The sequence below is a fragment of the Mycobacterium sp. 663a-19 genome, from assembly GCF_035616495.1.
Lineage (GTDB): Bacteria > Actinomycetota > Actinomycetes > Mycobacteriales > Mycobacteriaceae > Mycobacterium.
Map to the genome: position 1 here is coordinate 62,007 of NZ_JAPJAV010000010.1, position 15,204 is coordinate 77,210.

Annotated in this window: 20 protein-coding genes and 4 tRNA genes; 15 read left to right on the forward strand and 9 right to left on the reverse strand. The window is 68.2% G+C overall.

Annotated features, from left to right (window positions below):
- Window positions 1-14 precede the first annotated feature (14 nt).
- Entirely contained in the window at window positions 15-260 is a 246-nt protein-coding gene (locus tag OQ968_RS18150) for a ribbon-helix-helix protein, CopG family (protein ID WP_324680652.1), read from the forward strand.
- Window positions 247-555, forward strand: a complete 309-nt coding sequence (locus tag OQ968_RS18155; RefSeq protein WP_324680369.1) for a type II toxin-antitoxin system PemK/MazF family toxin — start codon at window positions 247-249, stop codon at window positions 553-555. The genes OQ968_RS18150 and OQ968_RS18155 overlap by 14 nt, the downstream gene beginning before the upstream one ends.
- Window positions 556-578: 23 nt before the next feature.
- Here the strand turns inward: OQ968_RS18155 and OQ968_RS18160 are convergent.
- A tRNA-Val gene (locus OQ968_RS18160) sits at window positions 579-653 on the reverse strand.
- A gap of 178 nt (window positions 654-831) precedes the next feature.
- Here OQ968_RS18160 and OQ968_RS18165 point away from each other — a divergent pair.
- From OQ968_RS18165 to OQ968_RS18175, 3 genes are all read left to right on the forward strand, one after another.
- Window positions 832-904, forward strand: a tRNA-Gly gene (locus tag OQ968_RS18165).
- Window positions 905-932: 28 nt separating this feature from the next.
- A tRNA-Cys gene (locus OQ968_RS18170) sits at window positions 933-1,006 on the forward strand.
- Between the two features lie 14 nt (window positions 1,007-1,020).
- Window positions 1,021-1,095, forward strand: a tRNA-Val gene (locus OQ968_RS18175).
- Between the two features lie 8 nt (window positions 1,096-1,103).
- Here OQ968_RS18175 and OQ968_RS18180 read toward each other — a convergent pair.
- A complete protein-coding gene (locus OQ968_RS18180; protein ID WP_324680371.1) occupies window positions 1,104-2,069 on the reverse strand; it encodes a hypothetical protein in 966 nt (321 codons plus the stop codon).
- Window positions 2,070-2,479: 410 nt separating this feature from the next.
- On the opposite strand from OQ968_RS18180, the gene OQ968_RS18185 reads away from it, so the two are divergent.
- Window positions 2,480-2,755 carry a hypothetical protein gene (locus OQ968_RS18185; protein WP_420715954.1) on the forward strand — a complete coding sequence of 92 codons (276 nt, stop codon included), beginning with the start codon at window positions 2,480-2,482 and terminating at the stop codon, window positions 2,753-2,755.
- Between the two features lie 17 nt (window positions 2,756-2,772).
- On the opposite strand, the gene OQ968_RS18190 is transcribed toward OQ968_RS18185, so the two are convergent.
- A complete protein-coding gene (locus OQ968_RS18190) occupies window positions 2,773-3,006 on the reverse strand; it encodes a hypothetical protein (RefSeq protein WP_324680373.1) in 234 nt (77 codons plus the stop codon).
- 421 nt (window positions 3,007-3,427) lie between these two features.
- Between OQ968_RS18190 and OQ968_RS18195 the strand changes: the two genes are divergently transcribed.
- Entirely contained in the window at window positions 3,428-3,763 is a 336-nt protein-coding gene (locus tag OQ968_RS18195; RefSeq protein ID WP_324680375.1) for a DUF732 domain-containing protein, read from the forward strand.
- Window positions 3,764-3,840: 77 nt separating this feature from the next.
- On the opposite strand, the gene OQ968_RS18200 is transcribed toward OQ968_RS18195, so the two are convergent.
- Complete coding sequence (locus OQ968_RS18200) at window positions 3,841-4,182, reverse strand: DUF732 domain-containing protein (protein ID WP_324680377.1); 342 nt, start codon at window positions 4,180-4,182, stop codon at window positions 3,841-3,843.
- Window positions 4,183-4,247: 65 nt separating this feature from the next.
- On the opposite strand from OQ968_RS18200, the gene OQ968_RS18205 reads away from it, so the two are divergent.
- Window positions 4,248-4,808 carry a hypothetical protein gene (locus OQ968_RS18205; RefSeq protein WP_324680379.1) on the forward strand — a complete coding sequence of 187 codons (561 nt, stop codon included), beginning with the start codon at window positions 4,248-4,250 and terminating at the stop codon, window positions 4,806-4,808.
- Here the strand turns inward: OQ968_RS18205 and OQ968_RS18210 are convergent.
- Entirely contained in the window at window positions 4,805-5,137 is a 333-nt protein-coding gene (locus tag OQ968_RS18210; RefSeq protein ID WP_324680381.1) for a DUF732 domain-containing protein, read from the reverse strand. The two genes, OQ968_RS18205 and OQ968_RS18210, sit on opposite strands and share 4 nt — an antisense overlap.
- Window positions 5,138-5,255: 118 nt before the next feature.
- On the opposite strand from OQ968_RS18210, the gene OQ968_RS18215 reads away from it, so the two are divergent.
- The 7 genes from OQ968_RS18215 to msrB are packed head-to-tail and all read left to right on the forward strand — an operon-like array spanning window position 5,256 to window position 11,211.
- Window positions 5,256-6,002 (forward strand): Clp protease N-terminal domain-containing protein, encoded by a 747-nt coding sequence (locus tag OQ968_RS18215; RefSeq protein WP_324680383.1) that lies wholly within the window; start codon window positions 5,256-5,258, stop codon window positions 6,000-6,002.
- A gap of 21 nt (window positions 6,003-6,023) precedes the next feature.
- The gene (locus OQ968_RS18220; RefSeq protein ID WP_324680385.1) at window positions 6,024-6,533 is read left to right on the forward strand and encodes a hypothetical protein; all 510 of its coding nucleotides are present in this window, start codon (window positions 6,024-6,026) and stop codon (window positions 6,531-6,533) included.
- Window positions 6,521-7,084, forward strand: coding sequence for a GNAT family N-acetyltransferase (locus OQ968_RS18225; protein WP_324680387.1), 564 nt, complete (start codon window positions 6,521-6,523; stop codon window positions 7,082-7,084). Before OQ968_RS18220 ends, OQ968_RS18225 begins: the two co-directional genes overlap by 13 nt.
- Window positions 7,085-7,105: 21 nt before the next feature.
- On the forward strand, window positions 7,106-7,849 hold the full coding sequence (locus tag OQ968_RS18230; RefSeq protein ID WP_324680390.1) for a pyrimidine reductase family protein: 744 nt from the start codon (window positions 7,106-7,108) through the stop codon (window positions 7,847-7,849).
- Between the two features lie 25 nt (window positions 7,850-7,874).
- Window positions 7,875-9,434 carry an alpha/beta hydrolase gene (locus OQ968_RS18235; RefSeq protein WP_324680392.1) on the forward strand — a complete coding sequence of 520 codons (1,560 nt, stop codon included), beginning with the start codon at window positions 7,875-7,877 and terminating at the stop codon, window positions 9,432-9,434.
- A 20-nt stretch (window positions 9,435-9,454) separates the two neighbouring features.
- Window positions 9,455-10,807 carry an arabinofuranan 3-O-arabinosyltransferase gene (aftC, locus tag OQ968_RS18240; RefSeq protein WP_324680394.1) on the forward strand — a complete coding sequence of 451 codons (1,353 nt, stop codon included), beginning with the start codon at window positions 9,455-9,457 and terminating at the stop codon, window positions 10,805-10,807.
- The gene (gene msrB, locus OQ968_RS18245; protein ID WP_324680397.1) at window positions 10,804-11,211 is read left to right on the forward strand and encodes a peptide-methionine (R)-S-oxide reductase MsrB; all 408 of its coding nucleotides are present in this window, start codon (window positions 10,804-10,806) and stop codon (window positions 11,209-11,211) included. Before aftC ends, msrB begins: the two co-directional genes overlap by 4 nt.
- Window positions 11,212-11,285: 74 nt before the next feature.
- Here the strand turns inward: msrB and OQ968_RS18250 are convergent, their stop codons facing one another.
- From OQ968_RS18250 to hemE, 4 genes are read right to left on the reverse strand one after another with little or no spacing between them, the layout of a single operon-like run.
- Window positions 11,286-12,035 (reverse strand): class I SAM-dependent methyltransferase, encoded by a 750-nt coding sequence (locus OQ968_RS18250; RefSeq protein ID WP_324680399.1) that lies wholly within the window; start codon window positions 12,033-12,035, stop codon window positions 11,286-11,288.
- A complete protein-coding gene (hemQ, locus tag OQ968_RS18255) occupies window positions 12,032-12,736 on the reverse strand; it encodes a hydrogen peroxide-dependent heme synthase (RefSeq protein WP_324680401.1) in 705 nt (234 codons plus the stop codon). The genes OQ968_RS18250 and hemQ overlap by 4 nt, the downstream gene beginning before the upstream one ends.
- A gap of 5 nt (window positions 12,737-12,741) precedes the next feature.
- Window positions 12,742-14,109: a protoporphyrinogen oxidase gene (locus OQ968_RS18260; RefSeq protein ID WP_324680403.1), complete on the reverse strand. Its 1,368-nt coding sequence runs from the start codon at window positions 14,107-14,109 to the stop codon at window positions 12,742-12,744.
- Complete coding sequence (gene hemE, locus OQ968_RS18265) at window positions 14,106-15,167, reverse strand: uroporphyrinogen decarboxylase (RefSeq protein ID WP_324680405.1); 1,062 nt, start codon at window positions 15,165-15,167, stop codon at window positions 14,106-14,108. Before hemE ends, OQ968_RS18260 begins: the two co-directional genes overlap by 4 nt.
- Window positions 15,168-15,204: the final 37 nt, after the last annotated feature.

Here is a 15,204-nt window from a genome sequence, read left to right on the forward strand (position 1 = left end):
GTTGTATGACGACGATGGTTAGCTTTCGCGTCGACGACGAGGACGCGGCCGCGATCGAGCAGTGGGCCCATCGATTGCATGTCGACCGGTCGGAGCTTCTTCGCGAGGCACTACGACGCCACCTGGCCGAGCTCACGGCAGACGATGAAGTGCACGCGTACGTCGAGCAGCCCGTGACGGATGATGAGAAGGCGCTCGCCGAGATCGCCGATTGGGGGCCGGCCGAGGACTGGGCTGACTGGGCCGATGCGGCGCGGTGAATTGTGGTTCGCCGCGACGCCCGACGGCGATCGGCCTGTGCTCATTCTCACCAGAGATCCGGTTGCCGATCGGATCGGCGCGGTAGTCGTAGCCGCGTTGACGCGCACCCGCAGGGGGCTAGTGTCCGAGTTGGCACTGACCGCCGCCGACGACGGCGTGCCAAGCGATTGCGTCGTCAATTTCGACAACATTCATACGTTGCCGCGCACGGCGTTTCGACGCCGGATCGTTCGTTTGCCTGCGGCGCGGGTGCACCAGGTGTGTCGGACACTTCGAGCAGCCACCGGCTGCTGAAACGTCACTGCCTGCAGTGATAGTGGTGGTCCCGGCTGGGATCGAACCAGCGACCTTCCGCGTGTGAAGCGGACGCTCTCCCACTGAGCCACGGGACCGGCGCCGAGAGGCGAACGACGTCGAAGGGTAGCACGCGTGGGGCGTCGCCAACCGCTAGATGCCGGTGCCGGGGCGGGGCGATAGCCTGGACACGGCGCGCGCCGAGAGATTTGTGTGGGCCCGCTTACGTGGACTATCGTCGTGCTTCGCACCGGGCGACGATCTCGTCCGTTGCGCGCGGATGTAGCGCAGTTGGTAGCGCATCACCTTGCCAAGGTGAGGGTCGCGGGTTCGAATCCCGTCATCCGCTCGAAGGTGCAAGTGGCATCAACCCCAGCGGTGGAGTGGCCGAGTGGTGAGGCAACGGCCTGCAAAGCCGTGCACACGGGTTCGATTCCCGTCTCCACCTCCAATTCTTTTGACCGGGCGCGGTTAGCTCAGCGGGAGAGCGCTTCCCTGACACGGAAGAGGTCGCTGGTTCAATCCCAGTACCGCGCACCAGGATTGGTTTATTCGCCCAGGACGGCAAATTTCAGCCACAGGTGCTTCTTGATCGCGTGCATGTGAGCTAACCCCACGACTATCGAAGCGCTGAGTGCGCCACCGGAAAGCCCCACCAGCAATGCGATCAACACCTTATGTTGAGGCGCAAAGTCCCATCGTTGGAAAATCGGCGCGGCCAATCCCTCGTAGAGTCCTACCAGAACAGCAAAAGACATAATTGGAAACTTGGCCAACAACAATCGTTGTTCTGTGGTGGTTAGTTGGATTCCCAGGAACGGCACGATGCTTGCAGTTAGCAGGTAAACGAAGCCGATGACCACGATGCTCCCCGCGGCAGAGACAAATCCAAACAGCACCAAATTCACCGTCATGGGAAATACCAACAGGCGGCCGATGCATTGCTGTATCCAGAAGATAACCGCCAACAGCAGGCCGCCCCACAGCGCGGCAACCAATGGGCGGGACACCCGCAGAACCGGCGCATTATTGAGCCGAACTTGCAGCCTGCGAAAGACGATATGGTTGAGCAGTAGACAAACTATCGATGCCCCGATAAACCCTATGGCTAACCCAAATACACCATTGATCATCAATCTATGCCCAAACGAGACGACCTTCGCGGTGGCCGTCGCAGCGTGAGCGGTTGGTTTTGCGTGGGGTCCGCTTTGCAGAAACAAAGGCACCAGCGGAACTGTGATCCCTTCCAAGAGCGCGAGTAGCCAGACCAAATGCCAGGAGACGTTGACGTCGACTTTTAAACACCGCTCCTGCATAGGTCTCCTGTCGCCCGCGTTGGGCGTCGCGTGGTCGCTCGGCATCGCGTAGTCGCTGACGACGCAGCCTACCGACGGCTTGTCCCAACCGGCGTGCGAACAGTAAATCGACGACGCACGTGTCGGCGGTTTTGGGTTGCCTGCCCCGACCCCGAAATTGCACGAGGTGAAGGAGTCCGACTGCGCGACCCACCCCAATTAGGCCGCCACACCGTGTCGACGAAAACGGTTACCCGGTTCCGCGCTACGTATTGATTTACGACGCCATGCAGTCAGCGTCGTTGTGGATTGTCAGTGACCGATTTACGCGCAGGTCACCGTGCCGGGTATCGCACCGCTGCAACCACTTAGGGTGCATCCCGTCGATCCCAGCAAAACCGCGACAAGCGTCACCGCCGCCGCGCCAGCTTTGACCATCCGCCGCTTGCTGCCCTTAGCGTTCATCGCAAATGCCTTTCACGTTGTACACGAGTGCAACACCAACGATTGATGCTACCGCGATTGCCCGGTAAGCGGAATAACGTTGGAGCACTTTAGCGGCGGTACTCTGGGTGCGCCCAATATCGTGCGCGCACCGGCGGGAGGCGCCTGAGTAGAAGGTGACACGGCTGAGGATCGTTACGAAAGTCGCCGCCGTCGGGCTGGCCGCCTCGGCCTTTCTCGTCGGCCCGGGCGTGGCCACGGCCGACAGCGACCAGGAGAAGGAGGCGTGCCAGCTGATGGACGACCCAACCGGCCCCCAATTGGGTTACGCGCCAGCCGAATACGCCTTCATGCTGCTGCGCGCCAAGATGTCCGCCGAGAAGGCGCGGGTTGTCATGTCCGAGGCCGCCCAGGACTTCTGCCCCAATCACATAACCGACCTGCCGGCCGGCTGGCGGTAAAACGCAAATCGCTATTTTCAGTCGGCGACCATGAGGGACGCAGCGAGCGTATAAGCACGGACGGCGGTCGCCAATCTCAGCCGCGACCCGTTGAATCGAGCCCAGCCAAACGAGGCGTCGATCAATAGGTCGGCGAAACGGGCCAACTCCCGGTCCTCCGGCGGGTTGTCGGCCGCCGCGATGGCGGCCCTGCACAATTGGCCGGGGTCGACGCTATCTCCCCTGACAACCGCGTCCGCGAGCGCGATCAATTCCGTAGTGCTATCCACTTTTCTCCCGTTTTATCCGGACGCAGTAAAGACCCTTTGCCCCCAATACTTGGGTCGCCGGCATGGCCTAAGCCGACGACGCCAGCCGTCCATGTTACCAACGATACAAATGTGATTTTTGAAACAATAGTCACTATTGGGAAACAAGTGACTCACGTCGCGAGCGCGATGCCGGGGCCGGCCAGGTGTGAGCTCAGGGTTTTCAGTGTGAGCCCAGGGCTTTCAGTGTGAGCCCAGGGCTTTCAAAGTGAGCCCACACGCAACGCCGTGGACTCACGGTCAAATCTGGGGACGGCGCCACAGGCCGTCAAGAATTTATTGAGAAACCATAAAGGTCCGGTGCCGATTCTGTTGCAGACGCAAACAGCGTCCAACACAACACATCAGCACAAGGAGTACCCCAATGTTCACTGGCCGCTTCGCAACCTCGGTGGCCTCCACCACCCTCACCGCCGCCGCCCTCGGCCTGGCCGCGCTCGGCTTCGCCGGCACCGCGGGCGCCAGCTCGCTCGACGACGCATTCCTTGCCCAGCTGCAGGCCGACGGAATCACGCCGCCCAGCGCGGCGCGCGCCATCAGCGATGGACACGCCGTCTGCAAGGCACTCGATAACGGCCACTCAAGCCAGGAGGTCATCAGCGCGGTGGCCCAGTCGACGGGCCTGAGCGGCAAGGGCGCCAAGACGTTCGCGATCGACGCCGCTGCCGCCTACTGCCCGCAGTACGTCACGTCCACCTGACACGCATTACCTTCCGCGAAATCGCTCCCAGACGGGCCGGCGCCGTCGCTCCCGGCGGCGCCAACGGCCCCGGATGGTCAGCGCCCCAGGGCGGTGTCTTGGCCAAAGCGGGCGAGCTCGTTGGGGCAGTACGCCTCCGCCGCGATCGCCGTGAACTTTGCCGCACCGTTGCCCGCGAATCCCGGGTTGGCCTGCTCCAGGTTCTTGACGACGTCCACGCCGGCCATTCCCCCGTTGACCAGATCGCACACCTTCTTGCCGGCCGCCACCGCGCGCTCGGGATCCTGATAGGTCAGCCCGGCCTGTTGGAGCGCGACCAGGAAGGATTGGTCGTTGCCGGCGTCGGTGTCGTCGGCGCGCGCCGGCGCGGCCGTAGCAATCAGGGCGACGACGCTCAACAGCATCGGCAGAAGTCTCATAGCTCCCCGATTCTCGCAGAGGCCGGGCGGGCGACGCGAGTCCGGATCGTGTTATCTAGGACGCCGTGGCTGCCATCATCGTTCTCGACGTCTTCGCCGGCATCATCGCCGTGCTCGGGTTGGTCGTACTCGCGAATCGGCCACGGGCACAGCACAACAAACCGCACGCCGACGGCGTCGTGATGGTCATCGATCGGCTCGCGCCGCGCCGCAAGAACCTCGCCCGGCTCGAGGTGCGGCTGCGGATGGCGGGACCGGTCGTGCGCTACGAGGTGGGGCTGGACCTCGAGGCCGACGGCAACCGGTTCGACGTGTCGACGCCCAAACCCGCGATACGCCCGTCGATGGGCTGCGACGACGAGGAAATGTCGTGGGGTTTCGAGGTTGCCGAGGAGGACCTGGACCGAGTCTGGTTGATCGCCAGCTGGATTGAGGCTCGCGGCGCCATGCGAATGGCGGCGCTCGCGTGGAATTTGGGCACGCCGGACGTCTACGAGTGGAAGTGGGCCGCCGATCGGCGGCTCTCGCGGGCCGGCCACTGGCGCAAGCGGCGATCCGTCACGACGCCCCCGCGCACCGTTCCCGGCCTGGGGCCGCTGGAGCTGGGCCGGGCGCCCGGCCGTTAAGACGGGGTGTCGGGGCTGGCCGAGCTGGTGGCCGAGACCGCGTCCGGGCAGTACGCGTTGGCGGCGATCGCCGCGAACTTGCTGGCCTTGTCCGGGTTCAGCGATGCGTTCTTGGTCGTGAGCGTCTTGACGACGGTCGACATATCCGTGCCGCCGTTTACCTTGTCGCACACCCATTTACCCGCCCCGACGGCCGCATCCGGGTCGGAATAGCTGATGCCCGCCGCCTTGAGCGAGGCGATGAACGAGTCGTCGGTGCTGTCGGCGTACGCGGGCGCGGCCATGCCGATCATCGCGGCGCAGCTGGCCAGGGTCAGGAGTAGCTTCATGGCTCACAGATTCTCCCAGAGCGGGTTCCGGCCCGCATCTCGTGCGGCAAAGTGCGGAAAACCGGCAACGTCAACCCCTGGTTGACAACCCTGCCGTCGTCAACCTACCGTTGACGGCATGCCCGATCCCACGCCCATCTCCTATCCGGTCCGCCTCGACGAGATGATCGACGCCATCAAGCGGGTGCACACCGACGCGCTGGACCAACTGGCCGACGCGGTGCTGGCGGCCGAGCATCTGGGTGAGATCGCCGACCATCTGATCGGGCACTTCGTCGACCAGGCGCGCCGCTCGGGGGCCTCCTGGACCGACATCGGCAAGAGCATGGGCGTCACCAAGCAGGCCGCGCAGAAGCGGTTCGTCCCGAAGGCCGAGGCCACCACCCTCGACTTCGAGCAGGGCTTCGGGCGCTTCACCCCCCGGGCCCGCAGCGCCGTCGTCGCGGCCCAAAACGCCGCGCACGAGGCGGCCAACGACGAGATCACCCCGGACCACCTGCTGCTCGGCGTGCTCGGCGATCCGGGCGCGCTGGCCACGCTGCTGCTGCAAAGGCAGCAGGTTGACGTCGACGCGGTTCGTGCCTCCATGGAGCTGCCCCCGGCCACCGCCGAGCCGCCCGCGCTCGTCCCGTTCAGCGGCCCGGCGCGCAAGGTCCTCGAACTGACCTTCCGCGAGGCGCTTCGGCTCGGCCACAACTACATCGGCACCGAGCATCTGCTGCTGGCCCTGCTCGAACTCGAGGGCAGCTCTTCCGTTGAAGGGCCGCTGCACCGAGCCGGCGTCGACAAGGAACGCGTCCAGGTCGACCTGGCCGCCGCCCTCGAATCGCTGAGCAGCGGCAAGAAGGCCTCCCCTTCGCCATAGCGCGTGTGCAATCATGCGAAGATGCACCGCTGGCTGGTCGCCCTGTCCACCCTCCTCGTCGCCGCCGCGAGCCTGTCCGCACCGCGCGCGTGGGCCGGCGACGCACCGATCGGTCACATCGGCGACACCCTGCGGGTGAGCACCGATACCTATGTCGCCGACGTCACCGTCAGCAGCGTGACCCCCTGCAACCCGCCGCCCGGGTTCGGCTACACTCGCAGCGGCGTTCCGATCAAAAGCTTCCCCGGCAGCACCCCCAACCGCGCCGACGTGACGGTCCGCGCCATCCGGGTGCCCAACCCGTACATCATGGCCACCACCTTCAGCTTCGACGGGGTGACGCCGTTCGCCGACGCGTACAAGCCGCGGGCAACGGATGCGCCCGATGCGCTGGACAACGTGCTCGTGAACGCGCCCAACGGCGCGATCGTCCGCGGCGGCGTGTACTGGGACGCCTACCGCGACCCGGTCTCCAATGTCGTGCTGCTGGACAAGAAGACGGGCCAGCATCTCGCGCAGTGGAACCTCTGACGCTGCAGATCGACTGCGCCACAACGGATTCCGTCGACGAGCTGGCCGCGGTGGCCGCGCGCACCTTCCCGTTGGCGTGTCCGCCCTCGATGGCGCCGGAGGACATCGCGTCGTTCATCGACGACCACCTGTCGGCGGGGCGCTTCGCGGAGTATCTGGCCGACCCGCGGCGTGCGGTGCTCACCGCGCACCGCGACGGCCGAATTATCGGTTACGCCATGCTGATTCGCGACGACGACGAGGGCGCCACCGCCGAGCTGTCGAAGATGTATGTGCTGCCCGACTTTCACGGCGCCGGGGTCGCGACGGCGTTGATGGAACGCGCGCTGGCCGTCGCGGCCGACTGGGGCGTGCGCCGCATCTGGCTGGGCGTCAACCAGAAAAATCGACGCGCACAACGCTTCTACGCCAAGAGTGGCTTCGAGATCAACGGCACCAGGGTGTTTCGGGTGGGCGCCGGCCGCGAAGACGACTTCGTCATGGCCCGCGGGGTGCGGTCCACGAGGCGGGCCACCCGGCCGGACGCGGACCCGTGCATGCGGGAACTGTAGCGGCGTGCTGCAATCAAGCCCATGCCCCCGCTGACGCTTCTCGGGTCGACACGCGATCTCGACGAGAGCGAACTCCTCCAGCTGTACGCCTATCCCGACCAAACCTGGGTGCGGGCGAACTTCATCGCCAGCGTGGACGGCGGCGCCACCGCCGACGGCAAGACCGGCACGATGGCGGGGCCCGGCGACCGGTTCGTCTTCAACCTGCTGCGCGAGCTCGCCGACGTCATCGTGGTCGGCGCGGGCACGGTGCGCGTCGAGGGGTATTCGGGCGCGCAGCTGGGCGCCGCCCAGCGCCAGGGCCGGCAGGCCCGCGGGCAAAGCGAGCTCCCGCAGCTGGCGATCGTGACCAAGTCCGGTCGCCTCGACCGCGACATGGGGGTGTTCACCCGCACCGAGGTGCCCCCGCTGGTGTTGACCTGCACGGCGGCCGCCGACGAGACGCGCCGCACGCTGTCCGGTCTCGCCGAGGTGATCGACTGCTCGGGCAGCGATCCGGGCAAGGTCGACGAGGCCGCGCTGCTGGCGCTCCTCGGGACGCGCGGCATGCGCCGCGTCCTGACCGAGGGCGGCCCGATGCTGCTCGGCACATTCGTCCAGCGCGACCTGCTCGACGAGCTGTGCCTGACCATCGCGCCCTACCTGGTCGGCGGCCTGGCCCGGCGCATCGCGACCGGCCCGGGCCAATTGATGACCCGGATGCGCTGCGCGCACATCCTCGCCGACGACGCCGGCTACCTGTACACCCGCTACGTGAAGGCGTGAAAAAGCCGAAGCTACTGTGGTCGGCATGAGCCGGCTCAGCACGTCCGCCCCGATCCTGGTCGCGGTGAGCGTCGTGGTGGCCGGCTGCGTCCCGGGCCTGGGCGCGGACCCCCGGTTTGCCACCAACTCCGGCGCCCGCCCCCAGGGCGCGGCCACCAGCAAGCCGGCGCCGGCGGGCCCGCCGCCGATCGCGGCGCCCAAGAACGACCTGTCCTGGCACGACTGCACGTCGCAGCTCTTCAACGACGCGGCGCTGCGCCCCGCGCCGGGGATCCGGCTGGACTGCGCCAACTACGACGCCGACCTCGACCCGGTCAACGGCGGGTCGGGGACCGTGACCATCGGCGTGGTCCGCGCCCGGTCGGATCAGACCCCCAAGGACGCCGGCCCGCTGGTCTTCACCACCGGGTCCGACCTGCCGTCCTCGGCGCAGCTGCCGGTGTGGCTGTCCCAGGCGGGCGGTGACGTGCTGCAGACGCGTCCCATCGTGGCCGTCGACCGTCGCGGCATGGGCATGTCGAACCCGATCGACTGCCGGGATCACTTCGCCCGGCAGGCGATGCGCGACCAGGCGCAATTCCAGACCGGCGACGATCCCGTCGCCAACCTCTCCGACATCTCCAACACCGCGACCACCAACTGCACCGACGCCATCGGGCCGGGCGACGCGGCCTACGACAACGCGCACGCCGCCTCCGACATCGAGCGGCTGCGCAGCCTGTGGGACGTGCCCGCCGTCGCGCTGGTCGGCGTCGGCAACGGCGCCCAGGTGGCGCTGGCCTACGCCGCGTCGCGGCCCGACAAGGTCGCCCGATTGATCCTCGACTCGCCAATTGCCTTGGGGGTCAACGCCGAGGCGGCCGCCGAGCAACAGGTCAAGGGCCAGCAGGCCGCGCTGGACGCGTTCGCCGCGCAGTGCCTGGCGGTGAACTGCGCGCTGGGCCCCGACCCGAAGGGCGCCGTCGGCACGCTGCTGGCCGACGCCCGCGCGGGCAAGGGGCCCGGCGGCGCGTCGGTGGCCCAGGTCGCCAACGCCATCACCGTCGCGCTGGGCTTCCCCTCCGGCGGCCGCGTCGGCGCCACCACCAGCCTGGCCAACGCGCTGGCGGCGGCCCGCTCGGGCGACGCCAACCAGCTGAACAGCCTGATCAACCACGCCGACGCCACCCAGGACTCCGACGGCCAGTTCGTCAACTCCTGCAGCGACGCGATCAACCGCCCCACCCCGGACCGGGTTCGCGAACTGGTCGTGGCGTGGGGGAAGCTCTACCCGCAGTTCGGCACGGTCGCCGCGCTCAACTTGGTCAAATGCGTGCACTGGCCGACGGGTTCGCCGCCGGCACCGCCGAAGAAGCTCAAGCTCGACGTCCTGCTGGCGGGCGTGCAGAACGACCCGATCGTGGGCAGCGAGGGTATCGCCGCGACCGCGGCCACCATCATCAACGCCAACGCCGCCAGCAAGCGGGTGATGTGGCAGGGCATCGGCCACGGCGCCAGCATCTACTCGCCGTGTGCGGTCCCGCCGCTGATCGGCTATCTCAACAGCGGCAAGCTGCCCGGAACCGACACCTACTGCCCCGCCTGATAGTTGGGCCCGCCCGGCCGGTGTACGGTGCGCTGGTGACCGCGCTCCTGGACGCATTCCGCGACGCTTTCCGCCCCCGCACCGGCGCACCGAGCACCGCGACGATATTGCGGTCGGCGCTGTGGCCGGTGGCCATCCTGTCGGTGCTGCACCGCAGCATCGTGGTCACCACCAACGGCAACATCACCGACGACTTCAAGCCGGTCTACCGCGCGGTGCTGAACTTCCGACACGGCTGGGACATCTACAACGAGCACTTCGACTACGTCGACCCGCACTACCTGTATCCGCCGGGCGGCACGCTGCTGATGGCGCCGTTCGGATACCTGCCGTTCGCGCCGTCGCGCTACCTGTTCATCCTGATCAACACCGTGGCCATCCTGATCGCCTGGTACCTGTTGCTGCGGCTGTTCAACTACACGCTGTCCTCGGTGGCCGCCCCCGCCCTGCTGCTGGCCATGTTCTGCACCGAGACCGTGACCAATTCGCTGGTGTTCACCAACGTCAACGGCTGCGTGCTGCTGGCCGAGATGCTGTTCCTGCGGTGGCTGCTGGACGGCTCCGAAACCAACCGGGTGGGTCATCAATGGTGGGCCGGCGCGGCGATCGGGCTGACGCTGGTGGTCAAGCCCCTGCTGCTGCCGCTGCTGTTGCTGCCGCTGCTCAACCGGCAGTGGCGGGCGGTGGTGGCCGCCGTCGTCGTTCCGGTGGTGTTCAACGTGGCCGCGTGGCCGTTGGTCAGCGACCCGATGGACTTCGTCACCCGCACCGTGCCGTACATCCGCAGCACCCGCGACTACTTCAACAGCTCCATCGGCGGCAACGGGGTCTATTTCGGCCTGCCCACGTGGCTGATCGTGTTCATGCGAATCCTGTTCACGCTGATCGCGATCGGCGCCCTGTGGCTGCTGTACCGCTACTACCGCACCCGCGACCCGCGGTTCTGGTTCACCAACTCGGCGGGGGTGCTGCTGCTGTGGTCGTGGCTGGCGCTGCCGCTGGCGCAGGGCTACTACTCGATGATGTTGTTCCCGTTCCTGATGACGGTGGTGCTGCCGAATTCGCTGATCCGCAGCTGGCCGGCGTGGCTGGGGATCTACGGCTTCATGACGCTGGACCGCTGGCTGCTGTTCAACTGGATGAGATACGGCCGCGCCCTGGAATACCTGAAGATCACCTACGGCTGGTCGCTGCTGCTGATCGTGGTGTTCAGCGTCCTGTACTTCCGGTATTCCGACGCCAAGGCCGAGGACCGGCTGGACGGCGGCATCGATCCGGCGTGGCTGACGGCCGAGCGGCAGCGCGCTAGCGTGGATGCATCGGCGCCAGCGACGATGCAGAGCGAAGCGATGAGGAGGAGTGGCGCAAATTGACAGGGCCCAAGCTGCAACTGACCGACGACGAGTGGCGTCAGAAGCTCACGCCCGAGGAGTTTCAGGTGCTCCGTCGCGCGGGGACCGAGCGGCCGTTCACCGGTGAGTACACCGACACCAAAACCGAAGGCGTCTACCAGTGCCGGGCCTGCGGTGCCGAATTGTTCCGCAGCACAGAGAAATTCGAGTCGCACTGCGGCTGGCCGTCGTTCTTCGACCCGGCGAACTCCGACGCGGTGGTCCTGCGTCCCGACCATTCGATGGGGACGACGCGCACCGAGGTGCTGTGCGCCAACTGCCACAGCCACCTGGGTCACGTGTTCACCGGCGAGGGTTATCCGACGCCGACCGATCAGCGGTATTGCATCAACTCGATCTCGCTGAGGTTAGTCCCGGCCCAATAGCGCCGCGAAACTGTATTCCACGACGGCGCTACTCGCGAAACGCGTCGCCAGTTACAGTCTCGCGGCGAATGGGGTCAGACCCGCGTGGCGTGCACTTCCCAGAACGGGGCGTGCACCCGGCCGCCCTCCAGCCACGGCTCCATCGCCCGGAACCGGTCCAGCAGGTTCTGCGCCTGCTCGGCCATGTCGGGATTGCGCTGCGCCATCAGCTCGATGGTCTCGACGCTCATGTTGACCTGGTAGGTGGTGGTGCCCAGGTAGGTGATCTCCCAGCCGCCGACCGGCAGCACGTCGCGGAAATCGTCCTCGGACAACGACCGCATCATCTTGAAGCCGTTGACGTCGTGCTCGCCGAACTCGAACATGTAGAGCCGCGCTCCCGGCCTGGTGGCCCGGCGCAGCGCCTGCACATACGACTTCTGCAGTTCCTGGTCCGTGCTGAAGGTGTGGTAGAAGGCGCAGTCGATGACGGTGTCGAACCGGTTGTCCAGCCCGTCCAGCTTGGTCGCGTCGGCCTGCTGGAAGTTCACCGACACCCCGGCCTTCCGCGCGTTCTCCCGGGCCCGCTCCAGCGCGGCCGCCGACCCGTCGATCCCGGTTGCCGAGTAGCCCTTGGACGCGTAGTAGATCGCGTGGTGACCCGGACCGGTGCCCGGGTCGAGCACCTCGCCCTTGACCGCGCCCACGGCGACCAGCTGCTGGACCACCGGCTGCGGGCCGCCGATGTCCCACGGCGTGGCGGTGGGCAGGCCGTGCGAGCGCCGGTCGTCGCGGTACATCTGCTCGAACCGCTCGGGATCGGTCGGGTCGAATTGGGCCGTCATGGCAGCGCGTTCACCAGTTGCTCGACCGGCATCCGCGGACCGGTGAAAAACGGTGTCTCCGCGCGGGTGTGGCGCCGGGCGTCGGTGGCCCGCAGCTCGCGCATCAGGTCGACGATGCGGTCCAGCTCGGGCGCCTCGAAGGCCAGGATCCATTCGTAGTCGCCGAGCGCGAACGCCGGCACCGTGTTGGCCCGGACGTCCTTGTACCCGCGGGCGGCCATGCCGTGCTCGGCCAGCATGCGGCGGCGCTCCTCGTCGGGCAGCAGGTACCACTCGTAGGACCGCACGAACGGATACACGCAGATGTAGGCGCCGGGCTCCTCGCCGGCCAGGAACGCCGGGATGTGGCTCTTGTTGAACTCGGCCGGCCGGTGCAGCGCCACGGCGCTCCACACCGGCGAGCAGGCGCGGCCCAGCGTGGTGGTGCGCCGGAAGTCGGCGTAGGTGGCCTGCAGCGCCTCGACCCGCTCGGCGTGCGTCCAGATCATGAAGTCGGCGTCGGCCCGCAGGCCCGCCACGTCGTAGAGGCCGCGCACCACGACCCCGCGCTCCTCCTGTTGCTTCAAAAACCGGGCTGCCTCGTCGGTCACGGGGTCGCGTTGTTCACCGAGGACGCCGGGCCGCACCGCGAACACCGAGAACATGAGATAGCGAAGTTGCGAGTTCAGGGCGTCGTAGTCGAGTTTCGCGAGTTTGGCCATGAAACCTATCGTGCCACTTCCGCATCGAGCGCCTCGACCGCGCGCCCGGCCGCGCCGATACAAGCCGGCACACCGATGCCGTCCAGGTAGCTGCCGGCCACGGCGAGCCCCGGCGGCAGGCCGGCGCGGACCTCGGCGACCAGCTCGGCGTGGCCGGGCCCGTACTGGGGCATGGCGTCGATCCAGCGCCGGACGCGGGCGTCGACGGGGTCGACGGTCAGGCCGAACACGTCGGCCAGGTCGCTCACCGCCCAGGCCAGCAGCTCCTCATCGGAAGCGCTGGCCGCCACGTCGTCGCCGAACCGCCCGAAGGAGAGCCGCAGGAATTGGACGTCCCCGGCTATACCCCACTTGCGCCCCCATTTTTTGGATGACAGCGTGATCGCCTTGGCGTGCAACGGCTCTCGGCTGGCCACCAGCACGCCGGAGCACTCCGGGAACGGGGTGTCGGCGGGCACGGCCAGCGCCACCACCACCGACGACGCGCTGCCGATCCGGCCGGCGGCGGCGGAGCTGCGCGGGGCGACCTCGGCCACCAGGCGCGCCGCCCGCGGCGCGGGAACCGCGAGGATCACCGCGTCGGCGTCCCAAGAGGCGCCGCTGTCGTCGAGCAGGGCCCAGCCGCGGCCGGCCCGCTCGATCCGCTCCGCCGCGGCCCGGATCCAACGCGGCCGGCCGCGCCCGACGAGCTCGTCGACCAGCACCCGGTAGCCGCCGTCGATCGCCCCGAACACGGGCGCGCCGGTCGCCGGGGGCAACCCCCGCCGGACCGCGTCGGTCAGGCTGGGGGCGCCGCGGTCCAGCGCCGCCGCCACGCTGGGCGCGGCCGCGCGCAGCCCGATGGTCGCCGCCGAGCCCGCGTACACCCCGCCCAGCAGCGGGTCCACCGACCGGGCCACGGTCTGCTCGCCGAACCGGTCGCCCACCAGGTCGGCCACCGCGGGGTCGCCGCCCGGGCGCCAAGCGAACGTGCGGGAGGGTTCGGTGTCGATCCGCGCGAGCGTCGCGTCGTCGACCAATCCGGCCAGCGACGACGCCGACGACGGAATCCCGGCGACGGTGTCCGCCGGCAGCGGATGCAACTCCCGCCGGCTGTAGATCAGCGGCCGGGCGCCGGTGGTGGCCAGTTGGCGCCCCGACAGGCCCAGCTCGGCCAGCAGCGCCGGCACCTCGGGCCGGCGCCGCACGAACGCCTCGGCGCCCAGGTCCATCGGCCGCCCGGCGACCGGCTCGGTGCGCAGCACCCCGCCGAGCCGGTCGGCGGGATCGAACAGCGTGATGGCCGCGTCGTCACCGGCCGCCGCGCGCAGCCGGTAGGCCGCCGTCAAGCCCGAGATTCCGCCGCCCACAACGCAATACGAGCGTGGGCTCATAGCGAGTGGACCAGTGCTACCAGGTCGGTCAGCACGCCGGGATCGGTCTCCGGCAACACCCCGTGGCCGAGGTTGAAGACGTGACCCGCGGCGCCGGCGTCGACGGCACGGCGCCCGTCGTCGACGACGGCCCGCGCGGCGCGTTCCGTCACCGGCCACCCGGCCAGCAGCACCACCGGGTCGAGGTTGCCCTGCAACGCGGTCCCGGGCTCGACGCGGGCGGCGGCGTCGCTCAACGAGGTTCGCCAGTCCACCCCGACCACCGTCGCCGTGGCCGGCTTGAGGGCCGCCGACATCGCGCCCAGCAGCTCGGCGGTGCCGACCCCGAAGTGCGTCATCGGCACGCCGTGCTCGGCCAGCGCGGCGAACACCCGCGAGCTGTGCGGCAGCACGTATTGGCGGTAGTCGGCCAGCGACAGCGTCCCGGCCCACGAGTCGAACACCTGGATGGCGTCCACCCCGGCGCCGATCTGGCCGCGCAGGAACGCGATCGTGAGATCGGTCAGCTTCGACATCAGCGCGTGCCAGCTCGCCGGTTCGGCCAGCATCATCGCCTTGGTGCGGGCGTGGTTGCGGCTGGGGCCGCCCTCGACCAGGTAGGACGCCAGCGTGAAGGGGGCGCCGGCGAAACCGATCAGCGGCACCTCGCCAAGCGCGCCGACCAGCAGCGAAACCGCCTCGCAGATCGGTTGAATCGCCTGCGGGTCAAGGGGTTTCATGGCGTCGATGTCGGCGCCGGCGCGCACCGGGTGCGCGATCACCGGGCCCACGTCGGCGACGATGTCCAGCTCGACGCCCGCGGCGCGCAGCGGCACCACGATGTCGGAGAACAGGATCGCCGCGTCCACGCCGTGGCGGCGGATCGGCTGCAGGGTGATCTCGCAGGCCACCTCGGGCTCGAAGCACGCCGCCAGCATGCTGTGCCGTTCGCGCAGCGCCCGGTACTCGGGCAGCGAGCGGCCGGCCTGCCGCATGAACCACACCGGCACCCGGCTGGGCTTGCGGCCGGTGACGGCGGCCAGGTACGGCGACTCGGTAAGGTCACGGCGAGAACTCATCGAGCTCAATGCTGCCATGACGCTTAGCAACGACCGC